We start from the raw sequence: 20,884 nt of genomic DNA, 5'->3' as shown, positions 1-20,884 counted from the left end.
TCAAAACGGAGGCCTTTAATGAAAATACTTTCATCTTTTCTGATCTTAATTGCAGGATTGTTCCTGACACCCGCAAATGGCGCCGCCGGGGACTTGAATTTCAAACTGAAGCCTCTGGAGGGCAAGGGCAGGGTGGAACTGGCCAAAGTGCTGGAAACGGGTCCGGTGCTGGTGGCTTTCTGGGCCACCTGGTGCCACCCCTGCCAGGATGAGCTGGTCCAGCTGCAGAAGATATACGAGGCATACCAGGACAGCGGACTCAGCTTCTTCGCAATTTCAATCGACGACGCCAAGACCGCCAGCAAGGTGAAAACAGTGGCCAGCGGCAAGCGCCTGACCATTCCCATTCTTTTGGACCCGGAGCAGGAGGCCATGCAGGCCTTCGGGCTTTCAAACGTCCCCGGAGTCTTCATAGTGGGCAAGGACGGAAAACTGCTTTACCAGCATACCGGCTACAAGCCGGGGGACGAGGCCGGCTTGGGGGAGGCGGTCAAAGGCGCAGCTGGCCAGAATCCGCGGCCAAAAAGGTGCCAGCCTGCCGATTCTTCGTCGGTCTGCGACACCACCACAACCTCCGGCAAGGAGGATAAATGAAAAACAGGCACTTTTTCCTGCTTTGGGCCGGGATAATAGTAACGATCGTTTTATTTCTCAACGGCTGCGGCAAGAGGCTTCCTACAACTATCAATTCCGGTCAGGGTTACCAGCGTACTGTGCTGGTGGAGCTGTTCACTTCGGAAGAATGCACGAACTGTCCCAAAGCAGATGCTGCGGCCGAGAGCTTGGCTGCGGAAATGGGTGATGCTCTTTGTTTGGTGGAGATGCATCCGGTGAATTTTGAATCGATGGGCGACAGCATGGGGCTTTTTGCGTCTGACACCCTGGTTCAGAGCTATGAAGCTAACATCAGTCCTATGGGCCTGCCGTTTTTCTCTTGCGATGGCATCGAATACAAGAAAGACATAGTGGCAAATGATGCAGTGGCCACATACCAGGTTTACAAACAAAAGGCGGATCTGCGTAAACTTGTGGCCAGTTCTCTAAAGCTAAGTTTGAGCGCCCAACTGGACCAGAATGACATAGTTTATTCCCTTAAGATCGATTCCGACGCCTCGTTGTCCCAGAGTTCCAACCTGGGCCTGGTTTTGGTGGTGGTTGAAGATTCGGTGAACGAATACGGTAAAGTATTCCGTTATGTTGCCCGTTCGTTGACCCCGAACACCAAAGGTGATCAGTTGGATATCCAGCCGGCTTCCTCCGTATCCAAAGCGGGTAGAATAGCAAGAAATTCCGGATGGCTGCCCTGGCGCCTGTCGCTGATAGCCTATGTCCGCAACAACGATACCAGGGAGATCGTGCAGGCGGCTAAGGTGCGTATAATCGCAGCGGTGGAGCCTCCGGCCGCGCCCGTTCTGAACCTGCCAGCCAATAATGCGATTGAACAAAGCCTAAGCCCCACCTTGAGCTGGCTGGCCAGCAGCGGAGCGGCCAGCTATACGCTGCATTTGGCTGCGGACAGTCTTTTCAGTAACCTGATAAAATATCCCAGCGGATTGACTGCAACCAGCTTAACGCTGAGCGGGCTTTTAAATTCCACAACGTACTATTGGCGGGTCAACGCCAGCAACAATGCCGGGACCTCACCTTGGTCGGTTTGGCACAGGTTCACTACCACCGCCACGTTAAAGCCAGCACAACCGGTGCTTTTGTTCCCGGCGGACGGAGATACCGGGATCAGTAAAAGCCCGGCGCTGATCTGGAAAACTGTATCCGGGGCGAACAGCTACGAACTTCAGGTGGCTACCAGCAATTCATTCTATCCGGCTAGTATTTTTATTTCTTTATCAGGCCTGGCCGACACAGCAAGCTGCCTGCTGGGTCTTGCCCCCGGGGTAACATATTACTGGCGGGTCAATGCCTCCAATGTTGCGGGGACTTCTGAATGGGCGAACACAGGATATTTCACCACCACCACCAATCCAGCCCCCGAACCCCCGGTGCTGATCTCACCGGTCAACGGCATAACTAATGCCGCCCTGGATCCCTCATTGGCCCTGGCCTGGAACTCAAGCTACGGGGCATCCAGCTACGGACTTCAGCTCTCGCCTTACAATGATTTCCGGTATGCTTCATATAATCAAAACGGTTTGGCCGACACCGCCCGGACAGTGCCCGGTCTTGACTCGCTGACCACTTATCATTGGAGGACGAACGCCACGAACATCTTCGGAACATCAAACTGGTCAACGGTCTGGAAGTTTACAGATGCCAGGGGGTATGGATTTTCGCGGGTGATAACACCTGACTCCACTGCCTGGCTGTCGGACACCATCATCAGTTACAGCCTGTCGGATCCCGAACCGCCCGAGCTGGGATTCCACTTCTTTTTGACCAACCTCTCAGCCCGGATGAATATCTATGCCCAGGCTCCTACCGCGCTGAACTCCGATTCGACGCTTTTCTGGGGATTCCTTTGCACCGAGACCGGTTGCCAGGGGCCAAACGGCACAGCCTACGCCACCTTCAACGACGGGGCCACCCAGCACTGGACTGTTCATTTCAACTTCAACACCAACCCGCCGCCGGAGGGTCTGCACTGGCTGATATTGAAGCTTTGGGCTGCCGACAATCCCTCCCACATCATGAGCCGCAAGCTTTATGTGGAGGTGCTGCCATGAGAAAGATGCTTTTAACCGTTGCTCTGATGACGGTGGCCTCCACTGCCCCTGCCTGGGACCTTTCCGGTAGCAACCAGGCAACCATTTGGATATCACAGAACGATTCCGGCAACAGTTACGATGTGCTCCATTACAAGGAATCTTGCGACCTGCGGCTGGCAGGTAGTTTAAAGGATGGTCTAAAGCTCGAGGCCGGGCTAAAATTCCTTTACGACCAGGAGACCTGGGACGATGATCCGTTGTTCTCCGGCTTTTCCAAACGTTATCTCCAGCTTAGAACCGATATGCTGACAGCCCGGATCGGCACCTATTACGCCACATTGGGGCGGGGGCTGGTGCTGAACTGCGCCAACGAGCAGGCCGCCAAGATAGACCGGTATCTGGACGGGGCACTGGTCGCCGCTTCGCTGGAAAATTGGGGCGATGCCCGCCTGCTGTTCGGCCGGATCAAGGAGAATACCAGGGAACTGGATACCTCCAAAACATATATGGGCGCCGAGATCAAATTTGCCAGTCTGTCTTTCATCACACCGGGTTTGGTTTACCTTAGAGCCAATGCGGCCGGGCCGGCCTCCGATCCCTCCCTGGGCCAGACGGTGGACGAGCAATACAGCGGAAGCCTGTCCGGGAACATAGGCCCCTTGGAATACTACGGCGAATACGGTAGCCGGCGCACCTATGGTGAATTTTCTCCCACCGCCGGATGGATCGGTATAAACGACGTCAACGGCCACGCCTTTTACGGCAGTTTGTCAGCATCGTTCAGCGGGGTGGGCGTGATGATGGATTTCAAAGACTACCGGGACTTCGAAGCCGGCATCAATGCTCCGCCGCCTTGCAACCGGGAGGGCCGGCTTTTGAACAACGGCCGGGATGAATACGGTTTTCAGGCCGACCTGACGGCCACCCCCTGGGCTTTACTGGAACTTCGGGGCAACTATTCCTGGGCCAAAACAAATGATCAGCCTGATAATGTGGAAACATCAGACGGCCGGTTATACTCCGGCGCCCTGAAGTGGCAGGATCTTTTCATCGATGGACGCTGGGAGGCGTACGAGACCATCACATTTAACGCCGAGGGACGAATCAGGCTGGAGGATAATCTGCAGCCCGATATCATCGTTAAAAAATACCAGGGGGCTTCGGCCGGGATCGTCTGGAGATACAGCACGGATCAGACTTTGTCCTTAAAAGCCGGGGGCAACCGCTATAACAATATTTACCAAACCGAAGACTTTGATTATTACGAAGTCCTGGCCGAACTGGGCTGGGTGCCTTTGGAATGGCTTAATGTCTTTGCCTCGGCCGACCTGGCCGACAAGCCGGTGGCCGAGTACGATGGCCAAAAAAGCTGGGGCGAGGCCGGATGCACAGCTGATCTCGACCAGGGCAAGCAGCAGCTTAAGCTTTCTGTGGGAAAAACCAAGGGAGGCCTGGTCTGCTCCGGGGGGTTCTGCCGCTGGGAGCCGGCCTTCCAGGGGTTTAAAGCCGTTTGGAACTGGAAGTTCTAAAGAACAGGATCACCAGAAAAACATTAAGTCAATGATAAAAGAAAGGGAAGCGTAGTGAAAAGACCAGCATTGATGGCGGTCTTTCTTGCCTTGCTTGGCGCCATTTCCTCCATGGCGATCGGTGTCAACGGCGGTGTCCGCAAAACTTACGGGCCTGCTGTGTACCTAAGCACCGTTGATCAGGCCGGAGCCAAGGCCGGGGACTATACCGCAAATTCCTTCAATACCTGGCCGCCCAACGGCGGCTGGATGATCAACCCATCCTCTGGATCCGGTGCCTGGCAGCATGGGTCACTGGATATGGGTATCGGGGTGTCCCCGGACAGCGGCTGTGACGGCACACTGAACTTTGCCGAGTTCGATTCCTGGGACTACCCGGTGGGAGTGATGGGCGATATCATCTCCCCGGAGGTCACCCTTCCCAATCCGGCCGATGATTGCAGCTTGAGTTTCTATGTATGGAACCACTCATATTCAACCCCGGGCTACAATTTTGATTCCCTTTTCGTCCAAGTAACAACCAATGGGGGCGGGAACTGGAGCAACATTGCCTCCATTGCCGGGGACATTGATGCCTGGTCGTTCAGGGGCTTTTCCCTTAGCACATATGCCGGACAGAACATCCAGATCAGGTTCCGGGCCAAGAGCGATTACGGGGCTTCCAATCTTGGCATCGACGAGGTCAAGGTCGGAAAAAGACCTTTGCACGATGTAGGTGTGGTCAGGGTGACGTCACCCGGAGCCTCGATGCCAGGACCGGCCGCGCCAGAGGCCATCGTGGCCAACAACGGCACCGGGGCTGAGACCTTTGAGGTCATCTGCAGTATTGATTCGTCGGGGACGGAAGTGTACGCTGATTCAAAATTTGTCACCGGCCTGGCGGCCGGAGCCCAGCAATCAGTTGCTTTTGCTTCCTACTCTCCGATCCTCGGCAATGCAAATATATATACTGCCACTTACAATACAATACTGGCAGGGGACGCTGATCCTAATAACGATACTCTGGTGTGGAATTTCAATACTTATTCGGTGCAACGGACTGTACTGGGAATGGATTTCACAGCCCTGTGGTGCACCTGGTGCCCCTGGCACCAGGTGGCCTGGAAGATGTTGAAGGATGAGACAGGGGATTCCCTTTGCGTGTTGGGGCTTCACTCCAGCAGCAGCGGAGATAGCTTTTATGTGGCCCACTGCGCCGACCTTTACACATATTATACCGCCTCAGCCGGCCTGCCCACATCAATGATGGACGGGCTTATCACATGGGTCGGTTCCGATACGGCTGGAGCCGGGGCCTCCCAGTACAATGATTTCCGCGCAAGCTTCGACAAGCGTAAATCCATAAAATCTCCGTTTAAGATCACCCTGGACGGCACGTACAGCGGAGGCGTCGGCACATTGAACGTGACCACCGATTATCCAGGGTCCTCGCCCATTCCGGTGACGGTCAGGGTTGCCATCATCGAGGCCAGCAAGCACACCCACTGGCCAACGGTAGCCAGCGCCCTGCCCCAGGACAGCATTTTCGATTTTGTGCGCGATGTTCTTCCCTCTTCGATTGGCGACGTTTACAGCGTTAATGGAGGCATGGCCACCAGAAATTATGCGTTTATTGTAAACCCAGGATGGAATATTGCTAATTTATCATTTGTGGCATGGGCCGAAAAGCAGGGTCAGAAGGAAAATTTACAGACCGGGGAGATACGTTTGTCCGAGTTCACCGGTGTGGCAGGTGGCCACGGTCTGCCTGACCAGACGATTGAGACTTATCTGCGGCCTTGCTACCCAAATCCCGGCGGCGGCCAGTTAACGTTCAATTACAGTTTGAAAATTCCGGGGCAAGTGGATCTGAAACTTTACGATATCTGCGGACGTTTGGTCCAGACTTTAGTAAGCGGAAAACAGGAAGCCGGGGATCATAGTGTCAATTGGAACGGATATAATCAAAACGGGAAGAAAATCCAAAACGGAGTATATTTTTACAAGCTTTCAACCGTGGAATATTCGGCAGTTAAAAAAATAACAATAATAAGATAGGAACCAGACATGACGATGGAATATTTTATGGATCATCTGCATCCCTGTCCTCACTGCGGGGAGAGGCATGACATCAGGCTGGTCCGGGTCAAAAAACTGCTGTCCAAAGTGCGCTACCGGGTATGCTGCAAGCACTGCGGACGTTCCGGATTGGAAGTGGCCGCGCCGCAGGAGGCATTGAACTGCTGGAATTTTACTCGAGCGGGATCAATATAAGCCCCATAGAGGTCTTTATCACAAAGGCCCGGTTGAATACCGGGCCTTTGTGATATCGCATTTGGCCGGGCGGTAAAACCCCGCTTCTTTTCTTGACTTCATAAGTGCCCCTTGCTATAATCCCGTTATCCCTTTTCATCATATTGACGAGCCAATTTGAGCTAAAGTTGCATCATGAACAATAAAAAAAGCAATTTTCTGGATTACTTCTTCGTCCTCCGGCCCATCCTTTTGGTGCCGGCCTGGACCATGCTGCTGGCGGGTTTTTACCAGGCTCAGCTCCAGTCTGGGGTCCCGGCCAAGCCGCTCTGGCTGCTGCCGGGAAAGCTGTGGCTGGCCCTGGCCCTGTACAGCGGGCTGATGGGAGCTGTCTACATCGTCAACCAGATATTTGACATCGAGACCGACCGAATCAACAAGAAGCTGTTCCTGGTGGCCGAGGGCTATGTCAGCAAGTCCGGCATCTGGGCCGAGGCGGTGATACTGATGGTGCTGGCCCTGGCCCTGGCTGTCTATTTTTTCAGCCGGACCTTCGCGGTGATCATTCTGGCCTCGGGGATCCTGGGCCTGCTGTATTCGGTGCCTCCGTTCAAGTTCAAGGCCAAACCATTCCTGGACATGGCGGCCAACGGTTTCGGCTACGGCGGACTGGCCTTTGCCACTGGCTGGCTGGTCTTTGGGCAGTATAGTGAAAAAATATGGCTGGCGGCGGCGCCCTACATGCTGGCGGTGGCTGCGGTCTACGTCAATACCACCATTCCCGACTATCATTCGGACAAGGCCACCGGCAACATTACTACCGGGGTCTTTCTGGGCGGAACGGCCACCATCGGGCTGGGACTGGCCCTGATGGCCGGTTCGGCGGGACTGGCTTATTACCTGAACGACAGGCTGTGCCTGATCGCCGCGCTATGCGCCCTGCCGCTGTTCCTGATAGCGGTGATCACCGGAAAGATGAAGTGGACCATGCTGTCCTACCAGGGCGGCTCCCTGGTACTGGTGCTACTGGTGGGAATGATGTTCCCGGTGTTCTTCCTGCTTTTGGGAGCCACCTACCTGGCGCTGAAGGTTTATCATAAGAAGCGGTTCAACATGGATTATCCGAGGTTCGCGGACCGGGGATGACATTGTGAATTGTGAAATGTAAAATGTGAAGCGTGAAATGAATATTCGTCGATCCATCATTGCCGGGAGCTGGTACCCGGGCGAGGCGGCCAAGCTTAAGGCCGAGGTCGAAAAGTATCTGACGGCGGCCCAAACATATCCTACGGATTCCGAACTGCTGGGGATAGTGGCCCCCCACGCGGGATTGATGTATTCCGGGCCGGTGGCGGCCTATGCTTACAAGAACCTCAAAGGTCTCTGCATAAAGACCGTGGTGCTGATAGGTCCAAGCCACCGCGCCTATTTCGATGGTGCTGCGGTCTATGCCTCCGGCGAATGGGAGACCCCGCTGGGCAAAGTGGGGATCGATGCTGGTCTCTGCCAGAAGATCATCGGCCAGGACCAGACCCATATCAATGATCTGCCGGCGGCCCACGCCCAGGAGCATTCGCTGGAGATCCAGCTGCCCTTCCTGCAGACAGTTTTGGAACCCGGGTTCAGGATCGTTCCCATCATGATGTCCGATCATTCCCTGTCCTCCTGCGAAAGGCTGGCCCACTCCATAGTCCGGGCGGTCAAAGGGGACGATGGAGTGATGCTGTTGGCCTCCAGCGACCTGTCACACTTTCACTCCCAGGCCGAGGCCAGGAAGCTGGACCAGAAGGTGGCCAGGGCGATCGAGAACTACGACCCCGAAAAACTGGCCGGGGAGCTGGCCTTCGAGAAATGCGAGGCCTGCGGAGGCGGGCCAATAGTGGCCGTGATGATCGCCTGCAAACTGCTGGGGGCGGATAAGGGCGTGGTCTACGATTACCGGACCTCGGGAGACATAACGGGCGAGAAGGAGCAGGTGGTGGGGTATCTGGCTGCGGGGCTCTACAGGACAAAATAAAAGATCAGAAATCAAAAATAAAAAACATCCCAGATCTCAGTCGGCAGATCATAATTAAAAATATGTTAACCACAGAAGAAAAAAAAGAGCTTTTTCGGATAGCTCACCTGTCCATCGAGGCTGAGGTCAGGGGACTGCCAAAACCGAAATTCACACCTCTGACTCCAAAACTGACCGAACTGCGCGGGGTGTTCGTCACCTTAAAAGAACAGGGGCAGCTACGGGGTTGCATCGGGTACATCGAGGGCATCAAGCCGCTGTATCTAGCGGTGGCCGAGATGGCGGTGGCCGCGGCGGTGGGCGACCCAAGGTTCCCCGAAGTGACCGAAGAAGAACTGCCTCATTTGGAATACGAGATCTCGGTGCTGACACCGAAAAGGCAGATAGGTTCTCCGGAAGAATTCATTCCCGGCCAGCACGGGATAATAGTCCAGCGGGGCGGGCGCTCCGGGGTGTTCTTGCCGCAGGTGGCGGCCGAAGAGGGCTGGACAGGCGAGGAGACCTTGAATTATCTCTGCGCCCACAAGGCGGGCCTGCCGGCCGGGGCCTGGAGGGAGAAGGAGACGAAGTTGTTTGTGTTTGAGGCCGAGGTAATAGAGGAAAAGGACCTGAAATAATAACATGTTGAATCACCGTCGTTCCATCCGCCTGCCGGAATATGATTATTCGCAGGAAGGGGCGTATTACGTTACAATCTGCGCTCGTGACCGCAAATGTTTGTTTGGCGAAATAACCAATGGGCAAATGAAATTAAACCCATACGGAGAAATTGCACGCAATGAATGGGTTAAAACCGGTGAATTGCGGCCATATGTCATGCCGGACGTATTTGTGGTTATGCCGAATCATATTCACGGGATATTGATAATAACAGATAATGATCATTGTAGGGGCACGATGCATCGTGCCCCTACGGGTACGACCGAATGTTTTGGAAAACCCGTCGCAGGATCATTGCCAACAATCATCCGTTGTTACACGGCGGCGGTGACCCGTCAAATAAATAAATTGCGTAATACGCAGGGTCACAAAATATGGCAACGTAATTATTTTGAACATGTCATCCGAAACGATAAATCATACGATAGAATAAGACAATATATACTCGAAAATCCTTTATACTGGGCGCAGGATGACAAAAACCCTGACCGACCGACCATAAATAAAAAATGAAAAACGAAATCAAATAACGGACAAATATGCGCGACAATCAAATAATCGAAACCATGACCGGGCTGGCCGAAAAGCTGGGCCTGTCCATCAAATTCGACGAGTTCGACGGCCGGGGCGGCTGGTGCAAGCTCAAGGGCACCGAGAAGATCATCATCAACAAGCGGATGATGCCCAAGGAGCAGACCCGGATCCTGGCCCAGATCCTGGCCCGGTATCCCACCGAGGAGCTGGCCATGCCGCCCAGGGTCCGCCAGATGATAGACGACGCCAAGGAGGAACTCCCGGAAAAAGAGGAGCCTCAAACCGAATTGGAGGTCAAGGAAAAATGAGCCTGTCCAGCTGCCGGGAATGCAAAAAGGAGGTCAGCCCCAATGCCCGGAGTTGCCCCCACTGCGGGGCTCCCCAGCCGGCCAACCAAAGCTGGAACGGGTGGGGCTTCGACTGGAAGTCCAAAACATCCTACTATGGCTGGCCCTTGGTACACGTCTCGGTCGGCAAGGACCGTAACGGCAAGCTCAGGGTGGCCAGGGGCTGGATCGCCATCGGGCAGTTCGGCATCGGCGCCATCACCATCGCCCAGTTCGGGGTGGGGATAGTGTTCGGCTTCGGCCAGATCATCCTGGGAACCACGGCCATCGCCCAGATCGCGGTAGCCCTGCTGTTCGGGATGGGGCAGCTGGCCACCGGTTACATCGCGGTGGGACAGATCGTTTTAGGATACTATGGCCTGTGCCAGTCCGGTTTGGCGGCCCACCTGTGGAGCCAAAAATTCAGGGACCCTGAAGCGGTGCGGTTCTTCAAGCAGCTGGCGGAATACCTGCCTAAACTGTGAAACGTGAAGTGTGAAGTGTGAAGTGTGAAGTGTGAAGTGTAATACGTATACGCTTAACGGTAAGCACTAAACTTGTCCTGAAGAAGGCCGGCTTGTCTGACAAACGAATGGACGCTAAACTGTAAACTTGTCAACTGTAAACGTCAAACGTTAAACGTTAAACGCCGAACGGTCATAAATGCCCAACAGCAAGAAGAACATCTCCCTGCCCGAGCAGGCCACCAGCTTTACCAAGGACTTCCTGGATCTCTGGGTCTTTGACAAGGAAGGAATCAAGATCGGGCGGGTGTCCGACCTGGCCATCACCATGGGCGAGGAATTCCCCAATGTCTCCTCGCTGGTGGTGGCGGTCAAGTTGAGGATCAGCCTGTTCGGCTCGGCCAAATTCGAGGCCGTCATTCCCTGGCGCCAGGTGAAAAGCCTGGATGAGGACGGGATCGCCCTGGGCATCGCCTTCAGCGAAGTGAAGACCGGCAAGCTGAACCAGAGGGAGCTGCTGTTGAAGAAGAACGTGATGGACCAGCAGATAGTGGACAACGAAGGCCGCAAGATCCTCCGGGTCAACGACGTTAAGCTGAAGGCCTTCAACGAGCACCTCCGGCTGGTGGGGGTGGAGACCGGCATCAAGGGCCTGTTGTACCGGCTGGGGGCGGGGCGGCGGCTGGTGCGGGTGGCCAATCTGCTGAACGTGAAGATCATGGAAAACATCATCATGTGGGACCTGGTGGAGCAGTTTGACAACGAAATGAAAAGGATAAAACTTTCCATCTCCCAGGAGATGCTTAAGGACCTGATAAACCTATGAGATACCTATCGCACTATCTTCACCGCCAGGTGCATTTCAAAAAACAGCACCTTGGAGAACTGGTGGACTGGGTCATGAACGCCCGGCCCACCCAGGCCGAACTGGCCGGTCTGGTGATCCTGGACAATGAGGGACGGGAGAGGAGCATTTCCCTGAACGACGTGGAATCGCTGGGCCACAGTTACATCTACCTGAAGCGGAGCCTGGGCGAATGCCCGGAGCTGGCTCCGGCCGATGACCAGATCCGGCTGGCCGAGCACATCCTGGACAAGCAGGTGGTGGACACCAGGAAGAAAAAAGTATACCGGGTCAACGATATCGAAGTGGAGCAGGAGGGCGACCGCTTCCTGGTGCGCTGGGTGGACGCCGGGCTGGCCGGGCTTTTGAACCGGCTGGGACTGCCGGAATCGCTGCAGCCCAAGCCGGGAAAGATGCAGCGGCGGATAGCCTGGGCCGACGTGGAGCCGCTGGACCCCGACCTGAAATCCAGCTTTGAGAAGCTTTCCAAGATGCATCCGGCCGACATCGCCGACATCGTGGAGGAACTGGGGGTCACCCAGGGGGCGGATCTTTTGGAGCGGCTGGACGACGAGACCGCGGCCGAGACCCTGACCGAGGTGGAGCCGGAGATGCAGAGCGATATCGTGGAGGAGATCAAGCCCCAGGACGCCGCCGACATCATCGAGGAGATGGAGCCGGACGACGCCGCCGACCTGATCTCCGACCTGCCCCAGGAGACCGCCCGCCAGATCATGAACGAGATGGAATCCGAGGAAAAGGCCGAGGTCCAGGAACTGCTGCAGTACCCGGAGGACTCGGCCGGCGGCATCATGAACAACGATTACCTGGCGGTGACCAGGGGGCTGACGGTGGAGCAGGTGCTCAATAAATTCCGGGCCGACCAGCCCGAGCCCGAAGTGGCCTATAACCTGATCGTGACCGAGGCCGGGGAAAAGCTGGCCGGGATGCTGTCTCTGCGCGACCTGGTGGTGGCCCAGCCCCAGTCCAAGATCGACGACCTGATCGCTCCCGACACCCCCTCGGTCCGCCCGGATACTCCCTTAAGCGAGGTGGCCGACCTGTTCTCCAAGTACGACCTGGTGATGCTGCCGGTGACCGACCAGGCCCGGCAGGTGCTGGGTGTGATCACGGTGGACGATGTGATAGAACTGATGGTCCCGGAAAAATGGAAACGCTCCCACCGCAAACGCCTGATCTGACATGAAGAAACTCTGGATAAAATTGGTGCTGATCTTCGGCATAGTGGGGCCGGGCCTGATCACCTCCTTTGCCGACAACGACGCCGGAGGCATCACCACCTACTCCATCGCCGGGGCCCGCTACGGGTATTCCCTGCTGTGGATGCTGCTGTTGATCACCTTCGTGCTGGCCTTTTTCCAGGAGATGGTGGCCCGGCTGGCGGCGGTCACCGGCAAGGGGCTGTCCGACCTGATCCGGGAGGAGTTCGGCCTGCGCTGGACGCTGTTTGCCATGATCGTCCTTTTGGTGGCCAATTTCACCACCACCATCGCCAATTTCGCCGGGATCGCGGCCAGCCTGGAGATCCTGGGGGTCAGCAAGTACGTCTCCGTTCCGGTGACGGTTTTGGCCCTCTGGCTTTTGGTGGTCAAGGGTTCCTACCGTTTTGTGGAAAGGTTCTTCCTGATAGTGGCTTTGTTCTTCGCCGCCTATGTCATCGCCGGGTTCATGTCCAAGCCGGACTGGGGCCGGGCGGTGGGCAGCCTGATCAGGCCGACCCTGGTCTGGAAGGCGGATTACTGGGTGATCTTCATCGCCACCATCGGCACCACCATCACCCCCTGGATGCAGTTCTACCTGCAGTCCTCGATCGTGGACAAGGGGATCACCATGAAGCATTACAACTATGCCAAGCTGGATGTGTTCGTGGGGACCTTCTTCACCAACTTCATCTCCTTTTTCATCATTGTCACCTGCGCCGCCACCCTGTTCAAGGCCGGCATTCCTGTGCACAACGCCGAGGACGCCGCCCTGGCCCTGGCTCCCATCGCCGGAAAATATTCCTCGGTGCTTTTTGCCCTGGGGCTGTTCGTGGCCTCGATGATGGCCGCCTCCATCGTGCCCCTGTCCACCTCCTACGCCATCTGCGAGGCCTTTGGGATGGAGACCGGAATCAACAAGAACTTCAACCAGGCCCCCATATTCTTCAGCCTGTACACCCTGCTGCTGATACTGGGCGGGGCGGCCATCCTGATCCCAGGCCTGCCCCTGATCAAAGTGATGCTGTTCGCCCAGACTGTGCAGGGCATCCTGCTGCCCATCATCCTGATCTTCATCCTGCTGCTGTTGAACAACCGGGACGTGATGGGGAACCATGTAAATTCAAAATTCTACAACATCGCCGCTCTGATCTCGGTGGCCGGGATAGTGCTGGCCTCGCTGATCCTGCTGGTGCTGACGCTGATGGGGAAGACCTGACAAATATTCAGTTGAAGATGTTTAACGGGTTCAACAGGTGAAAGGGAGGTTTAAGTGAAAACAGCCGGGTATATCGTCGCATCCATCCTGATATTCTTCGGGGTGCTGTTCCTGATGTCGGCCCGGGCCGAATATACCGCCGATCCGGGAAGCCGGATCATCACCGGGCTGGCGCTGATCGGGACCGGTATCGCCATTGCGGTGGTGCTCAAAAAAAGCCAGCCCAAGCCGGCCCAGAAGATCGAGATCGTCCAGAAGATAGACCTGGCCGGGAAGTCTTTGCCAGAGCAGATGAAGTGCCGGCAATGCGGGGCCCCGCTCTCCAAAGATACGGTGGCGGTCAGGGAAGGGGCGGTGTTCATCAACTGCCCCTATTGTCAAAGCACCTACCAGATAACCGAAGAACCGAAGTGGTGAAAAGATGAATATTGAAGATCAGGCCAAACACTATTTCAACAACGGCTACAACTGCGCCGAGTCGGTGCTATTGGCAGTCTGCGGTCAGATGGGATATGATCCAAAAGAGTATGGGATATGCATACCCCGGATAGCCACCGGATTTGGCGGCGGGATCGCCCGCAACGGCGGAATATGCGGGGCATTATCCGGTGCAATCATGGCCCTGGGTCTGGCCCTGGGTCGGGATGACGCCCAAGAAAGCCGGGACCCCTGTTATCCGGCGGCCGACCGGTTATACAATGAATTCGTGGAAAGGTTCGGCCACTCCACCTGCCGGGAACTGACCGGACTGGACATGAAGCACGAGCCGGACCGCCAACGTTACCAGGAGCAGTTGCACAACGATCGCTGTGTGCCCATGGTCTGTTGGACCGCCCGCCGGACGGCGGAGATCATTTCTGAATATTCACCGGGCAAAGCTCAAACAGCCTGAGATACCGAAACTTAAAAAGGGAGATCGCAGGATCTCCCTTTTTTATTTGCTTATTAAAAATAAATATGATATTCTTTAGTCATGGCTTTTTTACCGACAACCAAAAAAGAAATACAAGCCCTGGGCTGGGATCAATGCGATGTGATCCTGGTCACCGGCGACGCTTATGTGGACCAGCCTTCGTTCGGCGCAGCGGTGATCGGGCGGGTGCTGGGGGTACAGGGTTTCAAGGTGGGCATCATCGCCCAGCCGGACTGGCGCAGCCCCGCCGATGTCATGCGGCTGGGGAGGCCCCGGCTGTTCTTCGGGGTCACCTCCGGGAACATAGACAGCATGCTGCACCATTACACCGCCAACAAAAAACTACGGCACGACGACCCCTATTCCCCCGGCGGCCGCCACGGCCTGCGCCCCAACCGGGCGGTGATAGTTTATTCCAACCTGATCCGCCAGTCCTGCAAGGATGTTCCCATAGTACTGGGCGGGATAGAGGCTTCCCTGCGCCGGCTGGCCCACTATGATTATTGGGACGACGCGGTGCGGCGCTCGATCCTGTTCGACGCCAAAGCAGACCTGCTGGTCTACGGGATGGGGGAGAGGGCGGTAGGCAGAATAGCCGGACTGCTGAATGCAGAATGCAACCCTTCGACAAGCTCAGGGTGCATGCAGAATGCAGAATTACAAAGCATACCCGGAACGGCGGTCATTTGCCGAAATTCGGAACTTCCGAATTTCGGAGCATCAGAATATGCCGAGCTGCCGTCGTTCGAGGAAGTGTCCTCCTCAAAGGAAGCATTCAACCAGGCTTTTGTCATTGCGTCCAGCGAGGCCAATCCGCATTTTGGAAAAAAACTGCTGCAAAAGCACGGGGACAGGTACCTGCTGGCAAATCCCCCGGCCATGCCTTTGGATACCGAAGAGCTGGACGCGGTCTATTCCCTGCCATATCAGCGCCAAGCCCATCCTTCATACAAAGAACCGGTCCCGGCCCTGGAAACAGTTAAATATTCCATCACCTCACACCGGGGCTGTTACGGAGGCTGCAGCTTCTGCACCCTGTATTTTCATCAGGGCCCGGTCATCCAGTCGCGCAGCCAGGAATCGATCGTAAATGAAATAAAACTCCTGGCCAAGGATCCCAAGTTCAAAGGTGTGATCAGCGACATCGGCGGGCCGACCGCCAACATGTACGGCACCGGGTGCAAAGCTGATGGCCGGGAGAAATTCTGCCGGAAGCCCAGCTGTCTGGCGCCGCAGATCTGCGAAAACCTGAAGCCGGGACAGCATCCCAGCGTCAAGCTCTGGCACGAAGCCCTGAAAGTGCCGGGAATGCGGAAGGTCTTCGTGGCCTCCGGGGTGCGCTACGACCTGGCGCTGCACGACCGCAAATATCTGAAGGAACTGATACAGGAGCACACCGGGGGGCACCTTAAGGTCGCCCCAGAGCACTGCTCGGCCACCGTCCTGAAACAGATGAACAAGCCAGGCATCGGCACCTTCGTTGAATTCCTGGAGATCTTCCGGCGCTTGAGCAGGCGGGAGCAGTACCTGGTGCCGTATCTGATATCCAGCCACCCCGGCTGCCGACTGGAGGACATGCTGGAACTGAAGCGCTTCCTAAAGAAGCACATCCTGGCTGTGGAACAGGTACAGGACTTCATACCCCTGCCCATGACCGCCTCGGCCGTCATGTATCATACTGGTAAAAACCCATTTAACGGTGAAGAGCTTTTCGTTGAGCGGACTGCTGCCGGGAAATTGAAACAGAGGTATGCCCTTGATGTAACCCAGGATGAGGGATGGAAAAGGGCTGGGGATCATGAAAGAAAACTTCAGGCAGGTAAACGCAATAAGAGGCAATCATGAGAAAACCAGCCAAGAACAAATGGGCCAAAGAACGTTATAAACGTAGAATCATTGATCAGAGAAAGCTCATGTGGGAGCCGGAATACGTCACTCTTTTGTCCAGGTGGACAGGGTTCAAACACGGACAGACGGTGGTCGATGTTGGTTGTGGCCTGGGGTATCTGGGAACATTATATTGGCAGTACTTTGGGAAAGGCGGGAAATATTGCGGGGTGGACATAAGTCCCAAGCTGGTAACTGAGGCAAAAAAACTATCGCTAAACTGGGCCAAGGGCGGTACCACCGAGTTTAAAACAGGAGATGCCTATAAACTGCCGTATCCTGATAATTTTGCCGATGTGGTGATATGCCAGACAATGCTGATGCATCTGTCTAACCCACAGAAAGCTGTAAATGAGATGCATCGGATATTAAAACCGGGCGGGACAGTGCTATGCAAAGAACCGGATAATTTATCAATGTCTCTGCAGCACACAATAACCTCGGAACCAGAGTTGCCGATAAAAGACGAACTGTTTTTCCATAAAATATCTATATTGTGCAGCAAAGGCAATGCCGCCTTGGGTTTGGGTCATTATAACGCCGCACAGTACGTACCGCAATGGTTGAAAATCGCCGGTTTCACTAAGATTGATGCGAAAATAAATAGCCAGCCCTTGATGGCCATACCACCGTATGAAACCCCAAAACAAAAAATGGTAATGGAAAACTGGAGAAAAGAGTTAAAAATAGAAGAAAAGAAAAATGAAAAAAGACAGGAGATGAGAAAGCTTAAAAAATTGATTATTGCGGGCGGCGGCAATACAAAGGATTATGAAAGATATTTGTCTTTGAAAAGCAAGTACCGTTGCCGGGAGAAGCTGTATAAACGGCATGTTCAAGAAGGCAGTTATTATGTATTTTGCGCCAGGCAGTTCTTTGCCATAAAGGGGTGCAAGACTAAATAGAAATTTCATTGGCATAACTATAATTGGGAAAATATTGAAAACCTTTAAAAGGAAGTGGGCTTTATGAATGTCAAAACGCTTGTAATAATGTTGCTGTTACTTGTTAAGGCATCAGTTTCCGTTGCCCAAGCCCCCAGCCTCAGGGCGGTCCGGGTTGAACAGGCCCCAGTTTTGGACGGCAAGCTTGACGACTCATGCTGGCAGAACGCCGGAATGACCGGAGAGTTCTATCTTTTATTGCCCACACCGGGCGGCGCCGTTACCCAGCCTACCAGGATATACCTTTGCCACGACGACCAGAACCTGTACATCGGCGCCTACATGCATGAGGACCAGCCTGACAGAATACAGGCCTCCTGTAACCAGCGGGACGGAGAGGTATATCTGGATGACTGTCTGGAAGTGACCATCGATACTTATAATGACAAGAGCAATGCCTACTATTTTGCCGTCAATCCTCAGAGCACCAGAACCGACGGCAGGATAATTGACGAGGGCCGGACCGTGGATGCCAACTGGGACTGCCGCTGGCAGGCCCGGGCGTCAATTGGTTCAGCCGGTTGGGCGGTGGAAATGGCCATTCCGTTCGGAGAACTGCGTTTTAACAAAGCCGATACCATGTCCTGGGGAATAAACTTTTACCGGCTGGAACGGCCCCACTGGGAAACCTCCAGCTGGGCCAGGATCGACAACTGGTGCCGTGTTTCCCAGTACGGCCAGCTGGCGGGAATGACCATCGACCCGAAAATTAAACGTTTTGAGCTGCTGCCTTTTGGCTTGTCCCAGTACCAGCATGGCACCGATTCGCTCAAATTCCGGGCCGGCTTGGATTTTAAGTATGGCATTACATCGGATCTAAACCTTAACGCCACCTACCTGCCTGATTTCGGGCAGATAGAGGCCGACCAGTTCCGGTTCAATCTTTCCTACCAGCAGGGGCAGGAGCTTTTCCTGGCCGAAAAAAGGCCGTTCTTCATGGAGGGCGCCAGCATATTGTATACGCCGATCAAGCTTTTCTATACCCGCCGGATGAACGAGATAGAGGCCGGGGCCAAGCTTTACGGCAAGATCGGACGGGCCGAACTTCTCTGCCTGGACGTCCAGACAAAGGATAACGGCCAGAATTTCTCCCTGCTGCGGGCCAAACACCCGTTATTAGGGCAAGCCTTTGCCGGGATCACGGCTACCAATCAGCAGAAGGGAGGCAATTACAGCCGGTCAGCCGGGCTGGACCTGAACCTTCCTCTCTACGGTCCGCTGCAACTGACCGTTCAGACCGCCAGATCCGCCAATCAGGGAATTACCGGTGATGAATGGGCCGGAGTGGCGGAGTTCAAATCAGAAACGGCATTGAACTTTTGGGAAGCAAGGTTCTTCCGGTCCGGGCCTGAATTTTGGGTATCCCAGGGATTCATAGAAACAGTGGACATTGATCGGTGGGGATCGCACTTTGAGGGGTACCATAAATTCCCGTTGAGCGGGACATTCCAGTATCTAGATGCGGGCGGCAAATGGATCCGCAAACAGGAGTTGGGTGACCGGATGACCAATAACGAGGTGGGTCTGTGGACCAATATTGTTACCACCGGCAAATACCGCTTCGGTCTGAACGGCGGACGTTCTTTTGAGCGGTACGGACAGGAGGAGTTTGCAAACAAGATGGGCGTCCTGGAATTCGAGACCAACGTTGGCGGTATGACCGGGATCGCCTTGTCATATGGCGCGGGAGAACTGTACAATGACAATTTCCGGCAGGCTACCATGGGGCTGATCTTTTTGCCGCTTTCCAACCTGACGGTGTACCCCTCAATTTTCGCCGTCAGGCAGGGAAGCAATGAATGGCAGTGGATCTCCAACACCAGAATATCCTGCCAGATAACCTCCAGGCTGTTTGCCCGGGTGTTCATCAGGACCAGCACCACCTCCGGGACCCCGGCTCAAAGATATTTTCAATTAGAGGATGTGGAAGATCTCAATTCAAATATCCTGCTGGGTTGTGAAGTGCGTCCCGGATCCATGCTGTATCTGGTCTATAACCATCCCCGTAACCTTATCACGGATGAGTTCGATCACTATTTTCTGGCAAAGTTCAGTTATTCGATCAGATTCTAACGATAAAAATATTTCAACAGGAACAACATGCTGAAAGAAAAAACGCCATCCCTCTGGAACCGCAATTTCCTCCTCCTCTGGCAGGGACAGCTGGTCTCCTCGCTGGGCGACAATTTTTACGCCATAGCCCTGGGCTTCTGGGTGCTGGAGAAGACCGGTTCCACCGGCCTGATGGGGACCCTGATGGCCGTCTCCACTTTGCCCCGGGTGCTGATCTCGCCCTTTGCCGGGGTGTGGGTGGACCGGGTCGAGCGCAGGAAACTTCTGATCGTTATGGATGTCCTACGGGGACTGGCCTCAGCCGGGGTGGGACTGGCAGCCTGGGCCGGGATGCTGGAGATATGGATGGTCTTCGCCGCCGGGATAGTCTTAAGCATCTGCGGGTCTTTTTTCAACCCGGCTGTCAGCTCGGCCATTCCGGACATCGTGCCGCCGGAGCAGATCGTCCAGGCCAATTCGGTGTTCAGCCTGGCCTACAACGGCACCGCCATCATCGGTACCGCCGGGGGCGGATTTCTGTACCAGGCGCTTAAGGCTCCGCTGATGTTCCTGTTCGACGGGATATCTTATGTCATTTCCGCAGTGGCCATACTATTCATGAAGATCCCGGCAGTAAAGCACCAGGCTCACAAACTAAGTTTTTTTGAGGATATGAAGGGAGGTTTGCTGTTCGTAAAAAAATTCAGCGGGCTCAAATATTCTTTTGTGATCTTCGGGGTGCTGAATTTCTTCGCCAATATCGGGTTTTTCCTGGTGCTGCCGATGTTCCAGAAGATCCCCTACCTGGGTGCGGCTAAATACGGCATAGTGATGGGAGTGCTGACCGGGGGGTCCTTTTTGGGCTATTTTATGACATCGGTCATAAAAATTCCCATCAATAAAAGATTCCTGGTCTTCTACCTGGGAGCATTGATGAGCGCGGCATGCATGGCGCTGTTCCCGGTGCACATGAACATGATATACATGTCGGTGATGGCGGCTCTGATCGGTATGTCCATAGCGGTGGTCAACGCCCTGATCAGCGCGGTGATGCAGATCACCGTGCCGGCCGAGATGCGGGGCAAGGTCTTCGGCCTGCTGGGAACCATGGCCGGCAGCCTGACTCCCATAGCTTTTGCGGCTGGCGGCTGGCTGGGCGAGATATTCCCGTTAAGACCATTGATGACCAGCTGCTTCATCCTGACCTTTACGGCCTTCTTCGTGTTGATCTTTGTGCCCTCGGTCATCAGGTTCTTCAACTTTGACCCGGCCAAGCAGACCTTGGAAGAGATAATGTGATGATCTGATTGATCATCTTTTAAAACCGCCGATCAAGGCGGTTTTTTATTTTCTCTTAACCCCTTGACAAACCGCTTTTCCGGG

20 protein-coding genes are annotated in these 20,884 nt (G+C 54.8%); all 20 read left to right on the top strand.

Features of this window, described 5'->3' with window-relative positions:
* Positions 1–18: 18 nt before the first annotated feature.
* The 20 genes from HZA73_10905 (at position 19) to HZA73_10810 (ending at position 20,800) form a co-directional block, all read left to right on the top strand.
* Positions 19–594: a TlpA family protein disulfide reductase gene (locus HZA73_10905; protein ID MBI5806531.1), complete on the top strand. Its 576-nt coding sequence runs from the start codon at positions 19–21 to the stop codon at positions 592–594.
* On the top strand, positions 591–2,678 hold the full coding sequence (locus HZA73_10900) for a hypothetical protein (protein MBI5806530.1): 2,088 nt from the start codon (positions 591–593) through the stop codon (positions 2,676–2,678). The genes HZA73_10905 and HZA73_10900 overlap by 4 nt, the downstream gene beginning before the upstream one ends.
* Entirely contained in the window at positions 2,675–4,189 is a 1,515-nt protein-coding gene (locus HZA73_10895) for a hypothetical protein (GenBank protein ID MBI5806529.1), read from the top strand. Before HZA73_10900 ends, HZA73_10895 begins: the two co-directional genes overlap by 4 nt.
* Before the next feature lie 54 nt (positions 4,190–4,243).
* Positions 4,244–6,226, top strand: coding sequence for a choice-of-anchor J domain-containing protein (locus tag HZA73_10890; protein MBI5806528.1), 1,983 nt, complete (start codon positions 4,244–4,246; stop codon positions 6,224–6,226).
* A gap of 9 nt (positions 6,227–6,235) precedes the next feature.
* Complete coding sequence (locus HZA73_10885) at positions 6,236–6,442, top strand: hypothetical protein (GenBank protein MBI5806527.1); 207 nt, start codon at positions 6,236–6,238, stop codon at positions 6,440–6,442.
* A 174-nt stretch (positions 6,443–6,616) separates the two neighbouring features.
* On the top strand, positions 6,617–7,567 hold the full coding sequence (locus tag HZA73_10880) for a UbiA family prenyltransferase (GenBank protein MBI5806526.1): 951 nt from the start codon (positions 6,617–6,619) through the stop codon (positions 7,565–7,567).
* Positions 7,568–7,604: 37 nt separating this feature from the next.
* Positions 7,605–8,438 carry an AmmeMemoRadiSam system protein B gene (amrB, locus tag HZA73_10875; GenBank protein ID MBI5806525.1) on the top strand — a complete coding sequence of 278 codons (834 nt, stop codon included), beginning with the start codon at positions 7,605–7,607 and terminating at the stop codon, positions 8,436–8,438.
* A gap of 62 nt (positions 8,439–8,500) precedes the next feature.
* Positions 8,501–9,055 carry an AmmeMemoRadiSam system protein A gene (amrA, locus tag HZA73_10870; GenBank protein ID MBI5806524.1) on the top strand — a complete coding sequence of 185 codons (555 nt, stop codon included), beginning with the start codon at positions 8,501–8,503 and terminating at the stop codon, positions 9,053–9,055.
* 4 nt (positions 9,056–9,059) lie between these two features.
* Positions 9,060–9,611, top strand: coding sequence for a transposase (locus HZA73_10865; GenBank protein MBI5806523.1), 552 nt, complete (start codon positions 9,060–9,062; stop codon positions 9,609–9,611).
* A 26-nt stretch (positions 9,612–9,637) separates the two neighbouring features.
* Positions 9,638–9,940, top strand: coding sequence for a hypothetical protein (locus tag HZA73_10860; protein MBI5806522.1), 303 nt, complete (start codon positions 9,638–9,640; stop codon positions 9,938–9,940).
* Positions 9,937–10,443, top strand: coding sequence for a zinc ribbon domain-containing protein (locus tag HZA73_10855; protein MBI5806521.1), 507 nt, complete (start codon positions 9,937–9,939; stop codon positions 10,441–10,443). Before HZA73_10860 ends, HZA73_10855 begins: the two co-directional genes overlap by 4 nt.
* A 178-nt stretch (positions 10,444–10,621) precedes the next feature.
* A complete protein-coding gene (locus HZA73_10850) occupies positions 10,622–11,248 on the top strand; it encodes a hypothetical protein (GenBank protein MBI5806520.1) in 627 nt (208 codons plus the stop codon).
* Complete coding sequence (locus HZA73_10845; protein ID MBI5806519.1) at positions 11,245–12,468, top strand: magnesium transporter; 1,224 nt, start codon at positions 11,245–11,247, stop codon at positions 12,466–12,468. The genes HZA73_10850 and HZA73_10845 overlap by 4 nt, the downstream gene beginning before the upstream one ends.
* Position 12,469: 1 nt before the next feature.
* Complete coding sequence (locus tag HZA73_10840; protein ID MBI5806518.1) at positions 12,470–13,705, top strand: Nramp family divalent metal transporter; 1,236 nt, start codon at positions 12,470–12,472, stop codon at positions 13,703–13,705.
* Positions 13,706–13,759: 54 nt separating this feature from the next.
* A complete protein-coding gene (locus tag HZA73_10835) occupies positions 13,760–14,122 on the top strand; it encodes a hypothetical protein (protein ID MBI5806517.1) in 363 nt (120 codons plus the stop codon).
* 4 nt (positions 14,123–14,126) lie between these two features.
* On the top strand, positions 14,127–14,597 hold the full coding sequence (locus tag HZA73_10830; GenBank protein MBI5806516.1) for a C_GCAxxG_C_C family protein: 471 nt from the start codon (positions 14,127–14,129) through the stop codon (positions 14,595–14,597).
* An 81-nt stretch (positions 14,598–14,678) separates the two neighbouring features.
* Positions 14,679–16,463 carry a YgiQ family radical SAM protein gene (locus HZA73_10825; GenBank protein MBI5806515.1) on the top strand — a complete coding sequence of 595 codons (1,785 nt, stop codon included), beginning with the start codon at positions 14,679–14,681 and terminating at the stop codon, positions 16,461–16,463.
* The gene (locus HZA73_10820; GenBank protein ID MBI5806514.1) at positions 16,460–17,410 is read left to right on the top strand and encodes a methyltransferase domain-containing protein; all 951 of its coding nucleotides are present in this window, start codon (positions 16,460–16,462) and stop codon (positions 17,408–17,410) included. Before HZA73_10825 ends, HZA73_10820 begins: the two co-directional genes overlap by 4 nt.
* Before the next feature lie 87 nt (positions 17,411–17,497).
* Complete coding sequence (locus tag HZA73_10815; GenBank protein ID MBI5806513.1) at positions 17,498–19,522, top strand: carbohydrate binding family 9 domain-containing protein; 2,025 nt, start codon at positions 17,498–17,500, stop codon at positions 19,520–19,522.
* A 27-nt stretch (positions 19,523–19,549) separates the two neighbouring features.
* A complete protein-coding gene (locus HZA73_10810; GenBank protein ID MBI5806512.1) occupies positions 19,550–20,800 on the top strand; it encodes an MFS transporter in 1,251 nt (416 codons plus the stop codon).
* Positions 20,801–20,884 lie beyond the last annotated feature (84 nt).

It is taken from the genome of candidate division TA06 bacterium (genome assembly GCA_016235665.1).
Lineage (GTDB): Bacteria > Edwardsbacteria > AC1 > AC1 > EtOH8 > UBA5202.
This window is presented reverse-complemented; position numbering and strand designations above follow the sequence as displayed.